Here is an 18,727-nt window from a genome sequence, read left to right on the forward strand (position 1 = left end):
CTCGCTCTCGGAACTGGCTTTGGATCGTCCGGTTCCCCATGCGGCTGACCGGCCGCCACAGAATCAAATCGACGTAGCACCCGCGGCACCGCTGCGGGTGCTACGCCTCCGCTCAGGCATCGTTCGTAACAATAGGTAGGGCGACCGACCATGGTTGAATTCCAAGCTGACACGTCGACATCGACCGAGGCCATTGCCATCGTCGGTATGTCCTGCCGTCTGCCGCATGCGGAGAACCCCGCGCAACTGTGGCAGCTGCTGCGCGACGGCCGCAGTGCGATCGGCGCGCCCCCGGAAGGCCGCCCCGAACTGCCCTCTCGGCCGGGGGGCTATCTCGAGGACGTCAGCGGCTTTGACGCAGGCTTCTTCGGCATCAGTCCGCGTGAGGCGTCGTCGATGGACCCGCAGCAGCGGCTGATGCTCGAGCTGGCCTGGGAGGCACTGGAGGACGCCAGGATCCTCCCGTCCGATCTTGCCGACAGCCGGACCGGTGTCTTCGTCGGCGTCATCGCCGACGATTACGCCGCCCTCACGCGTCAGCACGGGGTCGATGCCATCACCCGCCACACCCTGACCGGTCTCAACCGCGGCGTCGTTGCCAACCGGATCTCCTACACCCTGGGTCTGCACGGACCGAGTGCGGCCGTGGACACCGGCCAGTCCTCCTCGCTGGTCGCTGTGCACCTGGCAGTCGAGAGCCTGCGCCGCGGCGAGTCCGCCATGGCCATCGCCGGCGGTGTCAACCTCAATCTGGTGCCGGACAGCACCATCGGCGCGGAGCGGTTCGGCGCACTGTCACCAGACGGTGTCAGCTTCACCTTCGACGCCAGGGCGAATGGATATGTACGCGGTGAGGGCGGCGGGTTCGTGGTGCTCAAGCCGCTGCACGCCGCCATGGCGGACGGCGACCCGGTCTACTGCGTGCTGCACGGCAGCGCGATGAACAACGACGGGACGACCGACGGTCTCACCGCACCGAGTCCGGCCGGCCAGCAGGATGTCCTGCGGCAGGCGTACGAGCGTGCCAAGGTGTCCGCGGAGCAGGTGCAGTACGTCGAACTGCACGGCACGGGTACCAAGGTGGGCGACCCGATCGAAGCGTCGGCTCTGGGCGCGGTGCTCGGTGACGGCCGCGTGGACGGAGCCGAGCTGCGGGTCGGGTCGGTGAAGACCAACGTCGGACACCTTGAGGGTGCCGCCGGCATTGTCGGCTTGCTGAAGGCGGCGCTCTGCATCCGCAACCGCGAGCTCGTGCCGAGCCTGAACTTCGAAACCCCCAACCCGGACATTCCGTTCGACGAGTTGAAGCTCGCCGTGCAGCGGGGCCTCGAGGCATGGCCGCGGCCGGACGAGCCGCTGTACGCGGGCGTCAGCTCGTTCGGTATGGGCGGTACGAACTGCCACGTCGTGCTGTCGGACTGGCGCACCGAGTCGGCGGCGGAAGAGGAGTTGCCCGGCGCCGAGTCCGGCTCGGGTGCGGTGCCGTGGGTGGTGTCGGGCAAGTCGGCCGAGGCGGTGGCCGGTCAGGCGGAGCGGCTGGTGTCGTTCCTGGACGGGCGTCCGGGGCTGGACGTCGCGGCGGTGGGTCGTTCGCTTGCGATGTCACGTACTCGTTTCGATCACCGTGCGGTGGTCGTGGGAGAGACGCGCGAGGAGCTTCTGGCGGGTGCTCGGGCGCTGGCTGAGGGTATGCCCGCGGCTGGTGTGGTGTCGGGTCGTGCGGTGCCGGGCGGTGCGGGCAAGACGGTGTTCGTCTTCCCCGGTCAGGGTTCGCAGTGGCAGGGCATGGCGCTGGAGCTTTTCGACTCCTCCCCGGTGTTCGCAGCCCGGCTGATGGAGTGTGAGCGGGCGCTGGCGCCGTTCACGGACTGGTCGCTGCTGGATGTGCTGCGCGGTGTGGAGGGTGCGCCTGATTTCGACCGGGTGGATGTGGTGCAGCCCGCGCTGTGGGCGGTGATGGTGTCGTTGGCGGCGTTGTGGCGTTCGGTGGGCGTCGAGCCGGATGCGGTGGTCGGTCACTCGCAGGGTGAGATCGCGGCGGCTGTGGTCGCCGGTGCGTTGTCGCTCGAGGATGCGGCGAAGATCGTCGCGTTGCGCAGCCGGGCGATCGTGAAGCTGGCCGGTTCGGGCGGGATGGTGTCGGTCGCCCTACCGGCCGACGAGGTTCGCGAGCTCATCGCCCATTGGGGCGGCGCGATCGACATCGCCGCACACAACGGCCCCATGAGCACGGTCGTCTCCGGCGACCCGGAGGCCCTGGCCGAACTCGTCGCTCAAAGGGAGGCCAAGGGATACCGCGCCCGCACCATTCCGGTCGACTACGCCTCTCACTCCGCCCACGTCGACTTGCTGGAGGAGGAGCTGCGGGAGCTGTTGGCCGGCATCACGCCGCGTACCGGTGACATCAGGTTCTTCTCCACCGTCACCGGGCAGCCGCTGAACGGCGAGGAGCTCGACGGCGGCTACTGGTTCCGCAACCTCCGCCGGACCGTCCGGCTGGAAGAGGCCACCCGTGCTCTGCTCGACGACGGGCATCGCGTCTTCATCGAGGTCAGTGCCCACCCGGTGCTCACCTCGGCCCTCGGTGACACGGCCGACGAGGCCGGCGCCGGCGGCACTGTTGTCGTCGGATCCCTGCGGCGCGACGACGGTGGACGGGGTCGTTTCCTGGCCTCGGTCGCAGAGGCCCACGCAGGCGGTGTGGAGGTGGAGTGGGGGCGGTTCCTGCCGGGTTCGGCTCTGGTGGATCTGCCCACGTACGCCTTCCAGCGTGAGCCCTTCTGGCTGGAGGGTTCGGCGATCGCACCGGTCCAGGTCCGCACCGCCGCGGCACGGCGGAGCGGCCCGAAGCGGTCCGCGCCGCGCGGCGATGAGCTGGAGCTGGTACGCGCGCACGTGGCAGCAGTGCTCGGCCACGGATCGGCGCGCGACGTGGACATCGACACGACCTTCAAGGACCTGGGCTTCGACTCCCTCTCGGCCGTCGAGCTCCGCAACGCGCTGAACAGGGCCACCGGGCTCTCGCTGCCCTCCGGCCTCCTTTTCAACTACCCGACCCCGGCCATACTCGCCGAACACCTCAGTGGTCAGCTCCGCGGCCTGGACCAGGACCAGGACGACGACGAGTACGAGGCCACAGCCCTTGACGAGCCGATCGCGATCGTGGGCATGGCATGCCGGCTGCCGGGAGGGGTCGCCTCTGCCCAGGACCTGTGGCGTCTGGTCAGCAGCGAGGTCGATGCGGTCGGCGGATTCCCGACCAACCGAGGCTGGGACCTTGAATCGCTCTTCACCCCCGATCCGGACAGCCCCGGCAAGACCTACGCCACCCAAGGCGGCTTCCTGCACGACGCGGACCGCTTCGATGCCGAGTTCTTCGGCATCAGTCCCCGCGAGGCGGCGGCCATGGAGCCCCAGCAGCGGCTGCTGCTGGAGACGGCCTGGGAGGCCTTCGAGCAGGCGGGCATCGACCCCGCCGCGCTGCGCGGCACCCGCACCGGTGTGTACGTGGGTGCGACGGCACAGGAGTACGGGCCGCGGCTGCACGAACTGTCCGGCGGATACGACGGCTACCTGCTGACGGGCAACACCGCCAGTGTGGCCTCGGGCCGGCTGGCCTACACCTTCGGGCTGGAGGGCCCGGCGGTGACGGTCGACACCGCCTGCTCGTCCTCGCTCGTCGCGCTCCACCTCGCCGCGCAGTCGCTGCGCCAGGGCGAGTCCTCCGTGGCCATCGCCGGCGGTGTGTCCGTCATGGCCACGCCCGGCATGTTCGTGGAGTTCTCCCGGCAGCGCGGGCTGTCGCCGGACGGGCGGTGCAAGGCGTTCTCCTCGTCGGCGGACGGTACGGGCTGGGCCGAGGGCGTGGGTCTGCTGGTGCTGGAGCGGCTGTCGGACGCGCAGCGCAACGGGCACCAGGTGCTCGCGGTGATCCGTGGTTCCGCCGTGAACCAGGACGGTGCGAGCAACGGTCTGACGGCCCCGAACGGCCCTTCGCAGGAGCGGGTCATCCGCGCCGCGCTGGCCAACGCCCGCCTGTCGGCGTCCGAGGTGGACGCGGTGGAGGCGCACGGCACGGGCACCAAGCTCGGCGACCCGATCGAGGCGCAGGCGCTGCTGGCCACCTACGGCCAGGACCGCGAAGAGCCGCTCCGACTCGGCTCGTTGAAGTCCAACATCGGTCACACGCAGGCCGCGGCGGGTGTCGCGGGCGTGATCAAGATGGTCATGGCCATGCGTCACGGGGTTCTCCCGGCGACGCTGCACGTGGACGAGCCGACCTCGCACGTCGATTGGTCGGCCGGCGCGGTGGAGCTGCTGACGCAGGCCCAGGAGTGGCCGGAGCTGGACCGCCCGCGCCGGGCGGCCATCTCGTCCTTCGGCATCAGCGGTACCAACGCGCACCTCATCGTCGAGCAGGTCACCGAGACCGAAGCTCCGGTGGAGGAGCGGTCGGTGCCGGGTCCGGTGCCGTGGGTGGTGTCGGGCAAGTCGGGGACTGCTCTGGCGGAGCAGGCGGATCGGCTGGTGTCGTTCCTGGAGGAGCGGCCGGAGCTGGACGTCGTCGCTGTGGGCCGTTCGCTGGCCGCGTCGCGTGCTCGTTTCGATCACCGCGCGGTGGTCGTGGGGGAGACCCGTGAGGAACTCCTGGACGCGCTGCGGGCGCTGACCCCGGGCGAGGCCGTCTCGGCGGGTTCGGTCGCGTTCCTGTTCTCCGGGCAGGGCAGTCAGCGTGTCGGCATGGGCCGTGAGCTGTATGCGGCGGAGCCGGTGTTCGCGGCCGCGTTCGACGAGGTCGTCGGGGCGTTGGACGTCCACTTGGACCGTTCGCTCGCCGAGGTGATCGAGGGTGAGCCGGAGCTGCTTCAGCGGACGGTGTTCACTCAGCCGGCGCTGTTCGCGGTCGAGGTGGCCCTGTTCCACCTGCTGTCTCATCACGGGGTGACCCCGGACTATCTGGTGGGTCATTCGGTGGGCGAGCTGGCGGCGGCCCATGTGGCGGGTGTGCTGTCGCTCGAGGACGCTGCGCGTCTGGTGTGCGCGCGGGCGCGTCTGATGGAGGGCGTGGCCGAGGGCGGGGCGATGGTTGCCCTGAACGCGGGCGAAGCGCGCGTTGCCGGGTGGCTCGAGGGCCGTTCCGGTGTGGACGTGGCCGGGTTCAACAGCCCTGCGAACACCGTGATTTCGGGTGACGAGACGGCAGTGCTCGAAGTCCTGGAGCTGGCTCGCGGGGAGGGTGTGAAGGCGACGCGGCTGAAGGTGAGCCATGCCTTCCACTCCGCGCACCTGGACGGAATGCTGGCGGAGCTCACCGAGGTCGCCCGGACCCTGACCTATTCGGTTCCCCGGATCCCGGTGGTCTCGAATGTCACCGGTGAGGTGGTCGAGGAGTTCACCGCCGAGTACTGGGCCGTCCAGGCCCGTTCGGCGGTCCGTTTCGCCGACGGCATCGCCACGCTGGCCGGCCTTGGTGTGACGGCCTTCGTGGAGCTGGGCCCCGACGGGACGCTTGCCGGTCTGACGGGCGAGTGCCTGGCCGACACCGAGGGCAACGCCGTGGTTCCGGTGCTGCGCAAGGACCGTGCCGAGAAGCGCTCCCTCCTCGCCGCCCTGGGCGCTGTGCACGCACATGGTGTGGGTGTGGACTGGGAGGGCTTCCTGCCGGGCCCCGGTGCGGCGGAGCTGCCGACGTACGCGTTCCAGCGTGAGCGCTTCTGGTTGGACGCGCCGCGTTCCGGTGACGCGGCGGGTCTGGGTCTGACGGCTGTGGATCATCCGCTGCTGGCCGCGATGATCACGGAGCCTGACGGTGATGCGGTGCAGTTCTCGGCTTCGCTGTCGTTGTCCTCGCATCCGTGGCTGGCCGATCACGCGATCGGTGGGACGGTCCTGGTTCCGGGGACGGTGTTCCTGGAGCTCGCGGGCACCGCGGCCGAGCAGCTGGGTTACGCCACCGTCGAGGAACTCACCCTCCAGGCACCCCTGATGCTCTCGGAGAAGACGGGCGCCCAGCTGCGGCTCACCGTCGACCGGGCCGACGCGCGCGGCGATCGTCAGTTCACCGTGTACTCGCGGACCGGCGAAGAGCAGTGGACCGCCCACGCGGCCGGCCTGCTCACGTCCTCCGTCCCCTCGCCGGGCGTCTCCCTGGACCAGTGGCCCCCGGCCGATGGCACCCCCATCCCGCTGGACGGCGTCTACGACCGCCTCGACGACCTGGGCTACGGCTACGGGCCGGCCTTCCACGGCCTGCGCGCCGCCTGGCGCGCCGGCGACGACCTCTTCGCCGAGGTCGCCCTGCCCGACCAGCTCCACACCGAAGCCGCGCGCTTCGGAGTGCACCCCGCCGTCCTCGACGCGGTTCTGCACCCGCTCGTGCTGGAGGCCGCGGCCACGGCGCAGGACGACAGCACGATCCGGCTGCCGTTCTCGTTCTCGGGCTACGCGCTGCACGCGGTCGGTGCCACGGTGCTGCGCGTCCGCTGGACCCGTACCGGCCAGGACACGGCCCGTCTCGCTCTCGCCGACGGCGCCGGCGCTCCGGTGGCGGCGATCGAGTCGGTCGCCCTGCGGCCGATCGCCCGCGACCAGCTCGCCGTTGCCGGCCCGGCCGTGGAGTCCCTGTACCGGGTGGCCTGGGAGGCCGTCCCGGCCGCCGAGCCGGTCGCCGACCAGCGATGGATCCGGCTGGGCGAGTCGCCCTACGCCGACCTCGCCGCGCTCGGCGCCGCGGTCGACGCCGGATCCGCCGTACCGGAGTTCGTGGTGATCGGCGAGCAGGAGCTCGTCGTCGGCACCACCGAAGATGTGCTCGACCAGACCCACGCCACGGCGGCGCGCGGGCTGGAGGCGGTGCGGGAGTGGCTGGCCGCCCCGCAGTTCGCGGAGAGCCGCCTCGTCCTCGTCGTGCCGGACGGCGCGCTGCACACGGCCCCGCTCGTGGGCCTGATCCGTACCGCGCAGACCGAGCAGCCCGACCGACTGGTCCTCGCCCACGTGGACGAGGGTGGCCTTCAGCTGCTGCCTGCCGTGTTGGCTTCGGGTGAGCCCGAGGTCGCGGTGCGGGGCGGCGAGTTGTTCGTGCCGCGTCTGACGCGTGCCGCGGGTGTCGTGGCGGGCGCGGTGGAGGGTCTGGATCCGGAGGGTACGGTCATGGTGACCGGTGCTCTGGGTACGTTGGGCCGTCTGGTGGCGCGTCGGCTGGTGACGCATCACGGTGCGCGGCACCTGCTGTTGGTGTCGCGTCGCGGTGGCGAGACCCCGGGTGCCGCCGAGTTCGTGGCGGAGCTGGCGGAGTTGGGTGCGCAGGCCCGGACCGCGGCGTGCGACGTGTCGGACTTCGACGCGCTCGCGGGTCTGCTGGGCGAGGTCGCGGTCGCGCGCCCGCTGACCGCCGTCGTGCATACGGCGGGTGTCCTGGACGATGCGACGGTCGCGTCGCTGTCGGCCGGTCGCCTGGAGCGGGTGATGCGTCCGAAGGTGGACGCGGCCTGGAACCTCCACCGCCTGACCGAGTCCCTCGGCCTCGCCTCGTTCGTCATGTTCTCGTCCATCGCGGGTCTCATGGGCAACGCCGGCCAGGCCAACTACGCCGCCGCGAACACCTTCCTCGACGCCCTCGCGCAGCACCGCCGCGCCCGGAACCTGCCCGCCACCTCCCTCGCGTGGAGCCTGTGGGACAGCGCCGACGGCATGGCCGGAACCCTCGCCGACGCCGACGTCGCGCGGTGGAAGCGGAGCGGAATCGTCCCGCTGACCCCGGAACTGGGTCTCGACCTGTTCGACGCGGCGCTCGCCTCGGCGGAGCCGCTGCTGGTCCCCGCCGAACTCGACCTGGGCGCCCTGCGCGCCCGGGCCGAGGAGAACGCGCTCCCCGAGCTGTTCACCGGCCTGGTCCGCGTCCGCCGCCGGCAGGCGGCCGGCGCCGCCCGCGGCGCCGACTCGTCGTGGGTCCAGCGGCTGATCGCGCTGTCCCCGCAGGAGCGGGCGCAGGCCGTGCTCCAGACCGTACGGGAGACCGTGGGGCTGGTTCTCGGGCACGGGGCCGGCGCCGACACCGACCCGGCCAAGGCCTTCATGGTCATCGGCTTCGACTCCCTCACGGGTGGCGAATTGCGCAACCGCCTCAACTCGGTGACCGGTCTGCGACTGCCCACCACCCTCGTGTTCGACCACCCGTCGCCCCAGGCGGTGGCGGACTTCCTGCTGGAACAGCTCGACGCGACCGGACCGGCCGTCGTCCCGTCGGTGGCCGCCCACGCTCCGGGACTGGACGAGCCGATCGCCGTGGTCGGTATGGGGTGCCGCTACCCGGGCGGGGTCTCCTCGCCGGAGGACCTGTGGCGGCTCGTGGCGGAGGGCCGCGACGCGATCGACGAGTTCCCGTCCGACCGCGGCTGGGACGTGGAAGGCCTCTTCGACCCGGACCCCGAGAAGATCGGCAAGTCGTACACGCGCAAGGGCGGATTCCTCTACGAGGCCGCGGAGTTCGATGCCGAGTTCTTCGGTCTGAGTCCGCGTGAGGCGATCGCGACCGACCCGCAGCAGCGTGTGCTGCTGGAGGTCGCGTGGGAGGCGCTGGAGCGTGCGGGAGTCGACCCCGCCTCGCTGCGCGGTTCCTCGACCGGTGTCTACGCGGGTGTGATGTACAACGACTACGGGTCGCGGCTGGGGAGTGCTCCGGAGGGCTTCGAGGGGCACTTGCTGACGGGCACGATCGCGAGCGTCCTGTCGGGCCGGGTGGCTTACACGTTCGGTTTCGAGGGGCCGGCGGTGACGCTGGACACGGCGTGTTCATCGTCGCTGGTGGCGGTGCACCTGGCCGCTCAGGCGCTGCGCCAGGGCGAGTGCTCGATGGCGCTCGCCGGCGGTGTCACCGTGATGTCCACGCCGACGACCTTCGTCGAGTTCTCGCGTCAGCGTGGTCTGTCGCCGGACGGGACCTGCAAGTCGTTCGCGGCCACGGCGGACGGTACGGGTTGGGGCGAGGGCGCGGGCATGCTGGTGCTGGAGCGTCTGTCGGACGCCCAGCGGCTCGGGCACGACATCCTTGGTGTGATCCGTGGTTCCGCGGTCAACCAGGACGGTGCGAGCAACGGCCTCACCGCCCCCAACGGGCCCTCGCAGGAACGCGTCATCCGCCAGGCCCTCGCCAACGCCCGCCTCGCCCCGCACGAGGTGGACGCGGTCGAGGCGCACGGCACCGGTACCCGGCTCGGTGACCCGATCGAGGCCAACGCGCTGCTGGCCACCTACGGCCAGGACCGCGAAGAGCCGCTGCGTCTGGGATCGATCAAGTCGAACATCGGTCACACGCAGGCTGCCGCGGGTGTCGCGGGCATCATCAAGATGCTGATGGCGATGCGCAACGGGGAGCTTCCGGCGACGCTGCACGTGGACGAGCCGACGCCGCACGTCGACTGGTCGACGGGTGCGGTGGAGCTGGTCACCGAGCGTCGGGCGTGGCCGCAGGTGGCGCGTCCGCGTCGCGCGGCCGTGTCCTCGTTCGGTATCAGCGGTACGAACGCGCATGTGGTCCTGGAACAGGGCCCGGAGCCGGTCGTGGCCGGTGAGCCGGTGGTGGCGGGGCTTCCGCTGGTGGTCTCGGCGAAGAGCGAGGCGGCCCTGGCGGCGCGTGCCGGCCAGGTGCGTGAGCTGCTGGCCTCGGAGACCGTCGACCCGGCGCGGGTGGCTTCGGCTCTCGCGACGCGGGTCCCGCACCTCCCCTTCCGGGCGACGGTTTCGGGCGCCGGCCGGGATGAGCTGTTGGCGGGTCTTGAGGCGCTGGCCTCCGGCGGGTCCGCGGCGAACCTGGTGCACGGCGCGGTCACGGGCTCGGGCAAGACGGTGTTCGTGTTCCCGGGGCAGGGTTCGCAGTGGCAGGGCATGGCGCTGGAACTCTCCGACTCCTCCCCGGTGTTCGCCGCCCGGCTGGTGGAGTGCGAGCAGGCGCTGGCGCCGTTCACGGACTGGTCGCTGCTGGACGTCCTGCGCGGTGTGGAGGGTGCGCCCGGTTTCGACCGGGTGGACGTGGTCCAGCCGGCGCTGTGGGCGGTGATGGTGTCCCTGGCCGCGTTGTGGCGTTCGGTGGGCATCGAGCCGGATGCGGTGATCGGTCACTCGCAGGGCGAGATCGCGGCGGCCGTGGTGTCGGGGGCGCTGTCGCTGGACGACGCGGCGAAGGTCGTGGCGTTGCGCAGCCGGGCGATCGTGAAGCTGGCGGGTACGGGCGGGATGGTCTCGGTGGCCCTGCCGGCCGACGAGGTCCGCGAGCTGATCACCCGTTGGGACGGCGCCATCGACATCGCCGCACACAACGGCCCGCGTTCCGTGGTGGTCGCCGGAGAGGTGACCGCTCTCGAGGAGATGGTCGCCCACTGCAAGGGCAACAAGGTGCGCGCCAAGCGCATCCCCGTCGACTACGCCTCCCACTCCGCGCACGTCGAAAGCCTGCGGGACGAGCTTCTCGACGCCCTGTCCTCGCTCACCCCGCGCGCCGCCAAGGTGCCCTTCCTGTCCACCGTCACCGGGCAGCCGCTGGACGGCACGGAGCTCGACGGCTCGTACTGGTTCCGCAACCTGCGCCAGACCGTCCAGCTGGAGCAGGCCACCCGGACCCTGCTCGACCAGGGCCACCGCGTCTTCATCGAGGCCAGCGCCCACCCGGTGCTGACCATCGCGCTCCAGGAGACGATCGACGACACGTCGTACGACAGCGCCGTCACCGTGCCCTCCCTCCACCGCGACGAGGGTGGACTCGACGACTTCCTCGCCTCCGCGGCGCAGGCCCACGTCTGGGGCGCCCCGCTCGACTGGGCCGCCGTGGTCGGCGGACCCGGCGCGGTCGTCGACCTGCCGACCTACCCCTTCCAGCGCCGGCGCCACTGGCTGGAGGGCCCGGCGCCGGCCGGGGACGCGGGCGGGCTCGGCATGGCCGCCGAACGGCACCCGCTCATCGGCGCCGCGCTCTGGACGGCCGACGCGGACAAGCTGGTCCTGAGCAGCAGGATCGCCCTGAACACGCAGCCCTGGCTGGCGGACCACGCCGTGGCCGGCACCGTGCTGCTCCCCGGTACCGCCTTCGTGGACCTCGCCATCCGGGCGGGTGACCACACGGGCCTCGACCAGCTCGACGAACTGACCCTCCAGGCACCGCTGGTGCTGGCCGGCCGCGGCGCAGTACAGCTCCAGGTCGTGGTCGACGCTCCGGACGAGGAGGGCCGGCGCGCGCTGTCGGTCCACTCCCGCCCGGAGCCCGAGTCCGACGACGCCGCGCTCCACCCGTGGACCCTGCACGCCACCGGCGTACTGGGGCACGCGGAAGGAGGGGCGGCCAGAGCGGCCGACACCGCCTGGCCCCCGGCCGGCGCCGAGCCGGTCGACCTGACGGCGGCGTACGACACGCTCGCCGAGCGGGGCTTCCAGTACGGACCCGCTTTCCAGGGCCTGCGGGCGATGTGGCGCGCCGGCCAGGAGACGTTCGCCGAAGTCGCGCTCCCGAAGGACGTCCCCCCGGGCGAGTTCGGGATCCACCCGGCCCTCCTCGACGCCGCCCTGCACCCGCTGGCGCTCGCGGAGGACGGCCGCCTGGCGCTGCCGTTCGCCTGGACCGGCGTTCGGCTGCACGCGGTGAACGCCAGCGTGCTGCGCGTACGGATCACCCCGGAAGGCTCGGGTGCCGCCCTGTCCCTCGCCGACGCCGGCGGTGCGCCGATCGCGTCGGTGAAGACGCTCAGCCTGCGGGCCGTGGACCCCGCGCAGCTGGCCGGCTCGGGCACCCCCCGCCAGCCGCTGCTCCAGGTGGAGTGGACGACCGCCCCGGAGGCCGCCCCGGCCGCCGGATGGGCCGTCCTCGACGAGTCCGGCCACGGTCTGCCCGCCCCCCTGGGCAGCTGCTCGGACCTCGCCGGCATCGTCGGAACCCCGCCGGTCGTCGTGGTCCCCTTCCCCGGCGAGGACGGCCCCGGTGCCGTGGCGCACCGGGCCCTGCGGCTGGCCCAGGAGTGGCTCGCCGAGGAGCGGTTCGCCGACTCGCGCCTGGTCTTCGTGACCCGTGACGCGACCACCGGCCGCACGGAGGCCGGACTCGGCTCGGCTCCCGTCTGGGGGCTGGTGCGTACCGCCATGGCCGAGAACCCCGACCGGTTCGGCCTGCTGGACCTGACGGACTGGGACCTCTCCGAGGCCGAGCTGGGCCGTGCGCTGGGCGTACCCGACGCGCAGGTGAGCCTGCGGGACGGGGCACTGCTCGTGCCGCGGCTGGTCAAGTCGCCGGCGACGGACGACACCGTGCCCGCCCTCAGCCCCGAGGGCACCGTGCTCATCACGGGCGCCACCGGCACCCTGGGCCGGCTGTTCGCCCGCCACCTCGTCGCCGAACACGGCGTACGGCACCTGCTGCTGGCGAGCCGCCGCGGCCGGGACGCGGCGGGCATGCTGGAGCTGGAGGCCGAACTCACGGCCCACGGAACCGACGTGTCCGTGGTCGCCTGTGACACGGCCGACCGCATGGCGGTCGCCGCGATGCTGGACGCGATCCCCTCGGAGCACCCGCTCACCGCGGTCCTGCACACCGCCGGCGTCCTCGACGACGGCACGCTGCACGCCCTCACGGCCGAGCAGCTCGACACCGTACTGCGCCCCAAGGTCGATGCCGCCCGGCACCTGCACGAGCTGACGGCCGGCCTGGAACTGGACGCGTTCATCCTGTTCTCCTCGCTGGCCGGTACGGTCGGCACCGCGGGACAGGCCAACTACGCCGCGGCCAACACCTATCTGGACGCCCTCGCGCACCACCGCCAGGCCCTGGGCCTGCCCGGTACGTCGCTGGCCTGGGGCCTGTGGGCCGAGGGCAGCGGGATGACCGGTCACCTGACCGACGCCGACCTCGCCCGCATGTCCCGGGGCGGCATCGCCCCCATCGGCAGCGAGCAGGGACTGGCGCTGTTCGACGCGGCCCTCGCGACCCGTCGGCCGGTGCTCGTTCCGGCACTGCTGGACTACACCGGACTGCGGGCGCAGAGCGAGGACGGCACCCTGCCCGCGCTCTTCCACGGCCTGGTGCGCCCGGCGCGACGCGCCGCCGTCGGCGAGCGGGCGGGCGGGAACTCCCTCCGGGAACGCCTGGCGCCGCTGGCCCTCCAGGACCAGGAGCGCGCGCTGCTGGAACTGGTCCGCGGCGTGGTGGCCTCCGTACTGGGGCACACCGACGCCGACCAGGTCGCGTCCGAGCGGGCCTTCAACGAGCTGGGCTTCGACTCGCTCAAGTCGGTGGAAGTGCGCAACCGGCTGAACGCGGCCACAGGTCTGAAACTGCCCGCGACGCTGCTGTTCGACCACCCGAACACGGTCGAGCTGGCCGGCTTCGTGCGCACCGAACTGCTCGGCTCGGACGCCGTGGCGGCCGTGGCCGAACCGGTCGTCGGCGCCTCCGACGAGCCGATCGCGATCGTCGCGATGGCCTGCCGCTACCCGGGCGAGGTCAGCTCCCCGGAGGAGCTGTGGGCGCTGCTGTCCGACGAGCGGGACGCCATCGGCCCGTTCCCGGACGACCGCGGCTGGGACCTGGACGGCCTGTACGACCCGGACCCCGACCACGCGGGCACCTCGTACACCCGGCACGGCGGATTCCTCTACGAGGCTCCGCAGTTCGACCCCGAGCTCTTCGGGGTGAGCGCCCGGGAGGCCATCGCCATCGACCCGCAGCAGCGCCTGCTGCTGGAAATCTGCTGGGAGGCCTTCGAGCGCGCGGGCATCGACCCGACCTCTCTCAAGGGCAGCCAGACCGGTGTGTTCGCCGGTGTCATGGCCAACGACTACGCGGCACGCCTGAAGGACGCCCCCGAGGCCCTGGAGGGCTACCTGGCGGTCGGCAGCACGGTCAGTGTCGCCTCCGGCCGCGTCGCCTACACCTTCGGCCTGCAGGGACCGGCGATCACCGTCGACACCGCCTGCTCCTCCTCGCTCGTCTCCATCCACCTCGCCGCGCAGGCGCTGCGCAACGGCGAATGCGGGCTGGCCCTGGCCGGCGGTGTGACCGTACTGGCCGCGCCCACCCTGTTCGTCGAGTTCAGCCGGCAGCGCGGCCTGGCACCGGACGGCCGGTGCAAGTCCTTCTCCGCGCAGGCGGACGGGGCGGCCTGGGCCGAAGGCGCCGGAATCCTGCTGCTGGAGCGGCTCTCCGACGCCCAGCGCAACGGCCGCCGGATCCTCGGCGTGATCCGCGGAACCGCCGTCAACCAGGATGGTGCGAGCAACGGCCTCACCGCCCCCAACGGCCCCTCCCAGGAGCGGGTGATCCGCCAGGCCCTGACCAGCGCGGGCCTGACCGCCGCGGACGTCGACGCGCTGGAGGCCCACGGCACGGGCACCACGCTGGGCGACCCGATCGAGGCCCAGGCCGTACTCGCCACCTACGGGCAGGAGCGTCCGTCGCCCTTCCTGATGGGCTCCCTGAAGTCCAACATCGGACACTCCCAGGCCGCCGCCGGTGTGGCCGGCGTCATCAAGATGGTCATGGCGATGCAGCACGGGGTGCTCCCCAAGAGCCTCCACATCGACGAGCCCACCCCGCAAGTGGACTGGTCCGCCGGCGAGGTGGAACTGCTCACCGAGGCGGTGGCGTGGCCCGAGTCCGGGCGGCCGCGCCGGGCAGGCGTGTCCTCCTTCGGCATCAGCGGTACCAACGCCCACGTCATCGTGGAGCAGCCGCCGACCGAGGGGACGGTCCCGCCGGCCGAGCCGATGCCGGTCGTGCCGCTGCTGCTGTCCGCCCACAACGACGCGGCCCTGCTGGCGCAGGCCGACCAGGTGGGCGCGGCCCTCGCCGGCACCGGGCAGCAGGACCTGGCAGTGACGGGCCGGACCCTGGCCGTCGGACGGGCCGGACTGCCGCACCGCGCCGTGGTGGTGGCCTCCACCGCCACCGAAGCGGTCGACGGATTCGCGGAACTGACCGTGCGGGGTACACCCGTGAGCGGCCGTACGGCCTTCCTCTTCACCGGTCAGGGCAGCCAGCGACTCGGCATGGGCCGCGAGCTGTACGCCGCCTACCCCGCCTACGCCGAGGCCCTGGACGCCGTCTGCGCAGAGCTCGACCGGTGGCTGGAGGCGCCGCTGCTCGACGTCCTCTTCGGTGAGGACCCGGAGCCGCTGGACCAGACCGGCTTCACGCAGGCCGCCCTGTTCGCGACCGAGGTCGCGCTCTTCCGGCTCCTCGAGGGCTGGGGCGTACGGCCGGACTTCCTCGCGGGCCACTCCATCGGTGAGCTGGCCGCCGCGCACGTCGCCGGCGTCCTGTCGCTGGCGGACGCGGCGCAGCTCGTCGCGGCCCGCGGCCGGCTGATGCAGGCACTGCCCGGCGGCGGCGCGATGCTCGCCGTGCAGGCCGGGGAGGAGGAGGTGCTGCCGCTGCTCGCCGGACGGGAGGACCTGCTGGACATCGCCGCCGTCAACGGCCCCGCCTCCGTGGTGCTCTCGGGCGACGCGGAAGCCGTCGAGGCCGTCGGGGCCGAACTCTCCGCCGAGGGACGCAAGACCAAGCGACTGCGCGTCAGCCACGCCTTCCACTCCCCGCACATGGACGCGATGCTGGACGAATTCCACTCGGTCGCGAGGGGGCTCACGTTCGCCGCGCCCACCATCCCGATCGTCTCCACCCTGACCGGGCAGCTCGTCGGCGCCGAGGAACTGACCACGCCCGAGTACTGGGTCCGGCACGTCCGCCGGCCCGTGCGCTTCCTGGACGCGGCACGCGCCCTGGAGGCCGAAGGCGTACGGACCTTCCTGGAACTCGGCCCGGACGGCGTGCTCAGCGCGATGGGGCAGGACTTCCTCGACGCGGGATCGCTCCTGGTCCCGGTGGTGCGCGGCGGGCGCCACGAACCGCTGACCGCCGTCACCGCCGTGGCCCACGCCCACGTGCGGGGCGTGCCGGTCGACTGGCGCGCACTGTTCGGCGAGGACGCCGGACCGGCCGCGGACCTGCCGACCTACCCTTTCCAGCGCCAGCGCTACTGGCTCATGGAGGGGCCCGGCGGCGACGTCACCTCGGCCGGACTCGACTCCGCACGGCACCCGCTGCTCGGGGCCGCGGTTCCGCTCGCCGACTCCGACGGTGTCCTGTTCACCGGCCGGATCTCGGCCCGCAGCCACCCCTGGTTCGCCGACCACGCCGTCGCCGGCACCCTGCTGGTCCCGGGCACGGCCCTGGTGGAGCTCGCGCTCCACGCGGGCGCCGCACTCGGCTGCGAGCGCCTGGAGGACCTCGCCCTCCAGGCACCCCTGGTCCTTCCCGACGAGGGTGCGCTCCAGCTCCAGATCACCGTCGGCGGCCCCGACGGGGACGGCCGCAGGCCCGTCGCCGTCCACTCGCGCGGGGACCAGGAAGGCGACGTCTGGAACCGGCACGCCACCGGAACCGTGGGAGCCGCCGTTCCCGGCGGCCCCGATCCCGACCTCGCGTCCTGGCCTCCGGCCGGCGCCGAAGCCCAGCCGGTCGAGGACCTGTACGACCGCCTCGCCGACCAGGGCTACGGCTACGGCCCCGCCTTCCAGGGCCTCCAGGCGGCATGGCGCTCGGGCGAGGACCTCTACGCCGAGGTACGGCTGTCCGTCGACCCTGATGGATTCGCCCTGCACCCGGCACTGTTCGACGCCGCCCTGCACGCACTGCTCCTGGAGGAGTCGGCCGAACTACGGCTTCCCTTCTCCTTCGACGGCGTCCAGCTGACCGGGTCCCGGACCGACACCCTGCGGGTCAAGCTGTCACCCGGACCGGACGCGACGGTCGCGGTCGACATCGCCGACGAGACGGGCGCGCCGGTCGCCACCGTCGCCTCGCTCGCCCTGCGGGCCCTGCCGGCGGGGACCGCGCTGACCCGACCCTCCGACCAGATCGTGTACGCGGTGGAGCGGACCGGCGTGGAACTCCCCACCGGTGGCGACACGGCCGTCGTGGTCCTCGGCGAGGCCGACCTCGGACTCGTCGCCGAACACCACGCCGACCTCGCCGACCTGGCCGCCTCGACGGCGGACGGCGCGGCCGCACCCGACGTGGTCGTCCTTCCGGTACGCCCGGCCACTGTGCAGGAGACCGGCCGGGTCACCCAGGAGGTGCTGGCGGTGCTGAGGCAGTGGCTCGCCACCGACGCTCCTCCCGGGGCGCGGCTCGCCGTGGTCAGCACCGGGGAACTGGCGCACAGCACACTCTCCGGGCTGATGCGGACCGCCGCGGCGGAACACCCGGGACGTTTCCAGCACGTGATCACGGACGGCCTGCCGGCCGACCGCGAGCTGCTGGCCGCGGCCCTGGCCGACCCCCGGCCGCAGCTCGAACTGCACGAGGGACGGGCCTACGTGACCCGGCTCGCCAAGGTTCCGCACCCGGTCCGGACCCCGGACGTCGAGGACGCGTTCGACCCGGAGCGCACGGTGCTGATCACCGGTGGCACGGGCGCACTCGGAGCCCAGGTCGCCCGGCACCTGGTGACCGCCCGCGGCGCCCGTCGCCTGCTGCTCACCAGCCGGCGGGGCGGGGCGCAGGACCTGGTCGCCGAACTGACGGCACTCGGCGCGGACGTACGGGTCGCGGCGTGCGACGCGGCCGACCGCGACGCGCTGGCCGGGCTGCTCGCCTCGGTCCCGGACGAGCACCCGCTCACCGCGGTCGTGCACGCGGCCGGAGTCGTCGAGGACGCCACGCTGGAGGCCATGAGCCCGGAGAGCCTCTCCCGGGTCCTGCGGCCGAAGGTGGAAGCCGCCTGGAACCTGCACGAGCTGACCGCCGGACTGGAGCTGACGGACTTCGTCCTCTTCTCGTCCGTCGCCGGCCTGGTGGGCAACGCCGGACAGGCCAACTACGCCGCCGGCAACACCTTCCTGGACGCGCTCGCCGAGCACCGGCGCGCCGAGGGCCTGCCCGCCGTGTCCCTCGCCTGGGGCATGTGGCAGGACGGCATGGCGAGCGACCTCGACCGTGCCGACCGGGCCAGGCTCGCGCGGGGCGGGATCCTGCCGATGCCGACGGACCGGGCACTCGCGGCCCTCGACACGGCCCTGGCCGGAGCCGGAGCGCCCCAAGCCGACGGCGGGGCGGGGACCCGACCGGTGCTCGCACCGGTGGCACTCGACCTCGCGGTACTTCGCAGCCTCGGGGACGCACTGCCCGAGCCGTACCGCGGCCTGGTGCGCACCGAGCGCCGAGCCGCTCGGCGCACCTCCGCCCCGGCGGAGATCCCGCTGGCGCAGCGGCTCACGGGCCTGGACGCGGAAGGGCAGCAGGAGCTGCTGCTCGACCTCGTCAGGGAACAGGTCGGCATCGTCCTGGCCCACCCGGCCCCGCGGACGATCGACGTCGAGCGCGGACTGCTGGACCTGGGCTTCGACTCGCTCACCGCGGTCGAACTGCGCAACAGGCTGAACGCCCTCACCGGACTGCAGCTGCCCAGCACGCTCGTCTTCAACCACCCGACCACCCGAGCCGTCGCCGAGTACCTGCGGGGCGAGCTGGTCGGCGAAGCGGCGGACCCGATCCAGGCGGCCATGGACGTACTCGAGGCCGCTCTCTGGGCCTCCGGCGCGGCGGACAGCGACGGACCGGCGGGAAGGTACACCGCGCGACTGCGCGCCCTGCTTCGGGCGATGGACGGCGGCACCGACGGCGCCGACATCGACCTGGCGACCGATGACGAACTCTTCGCAGCACTTGACAACGAACTCGGCAGGTAGA

General features: G+C 72.6%; 1 protein-coding gene. It reads left to right on the top strand.

Translation table 11 applies throughout. The features are described 5' to 3' along the window. Window positions 1-150 precede the first annotated feature (150 nt). Entirely contained in the window at window positions 151-18,726 is an 18,576-nt protein-coding gene (locus tag AQI95_RS19530; protein ID WP_067124774.1) for a type I polyketide synthase, read from the top strand. The last annotated feature ends 1 nt before the right edge of the window (window position 18,727 follow it).

It is taken from the genome of Streptomyces yokosukanensis (assembly GCF_001514035.1).
In the GTDB taxonomy this organism is placed as follows: Bacteria; Actinomycetota; Actinomycetes; order Streptomycetales; family Streptomycetaceae; genus Streptomyces; species Streptomyces yokosukanensis.

Bases quoted from the DNA above. Each gene is read 5' to 3' on its own strand.
- AQI95_RS19530 (WP_067124774.1), top strand. From the start codon at position 151: ATGGTTGAATTCCAAGCTGACACGTCGACATCGACCGAGGCCATTGCC.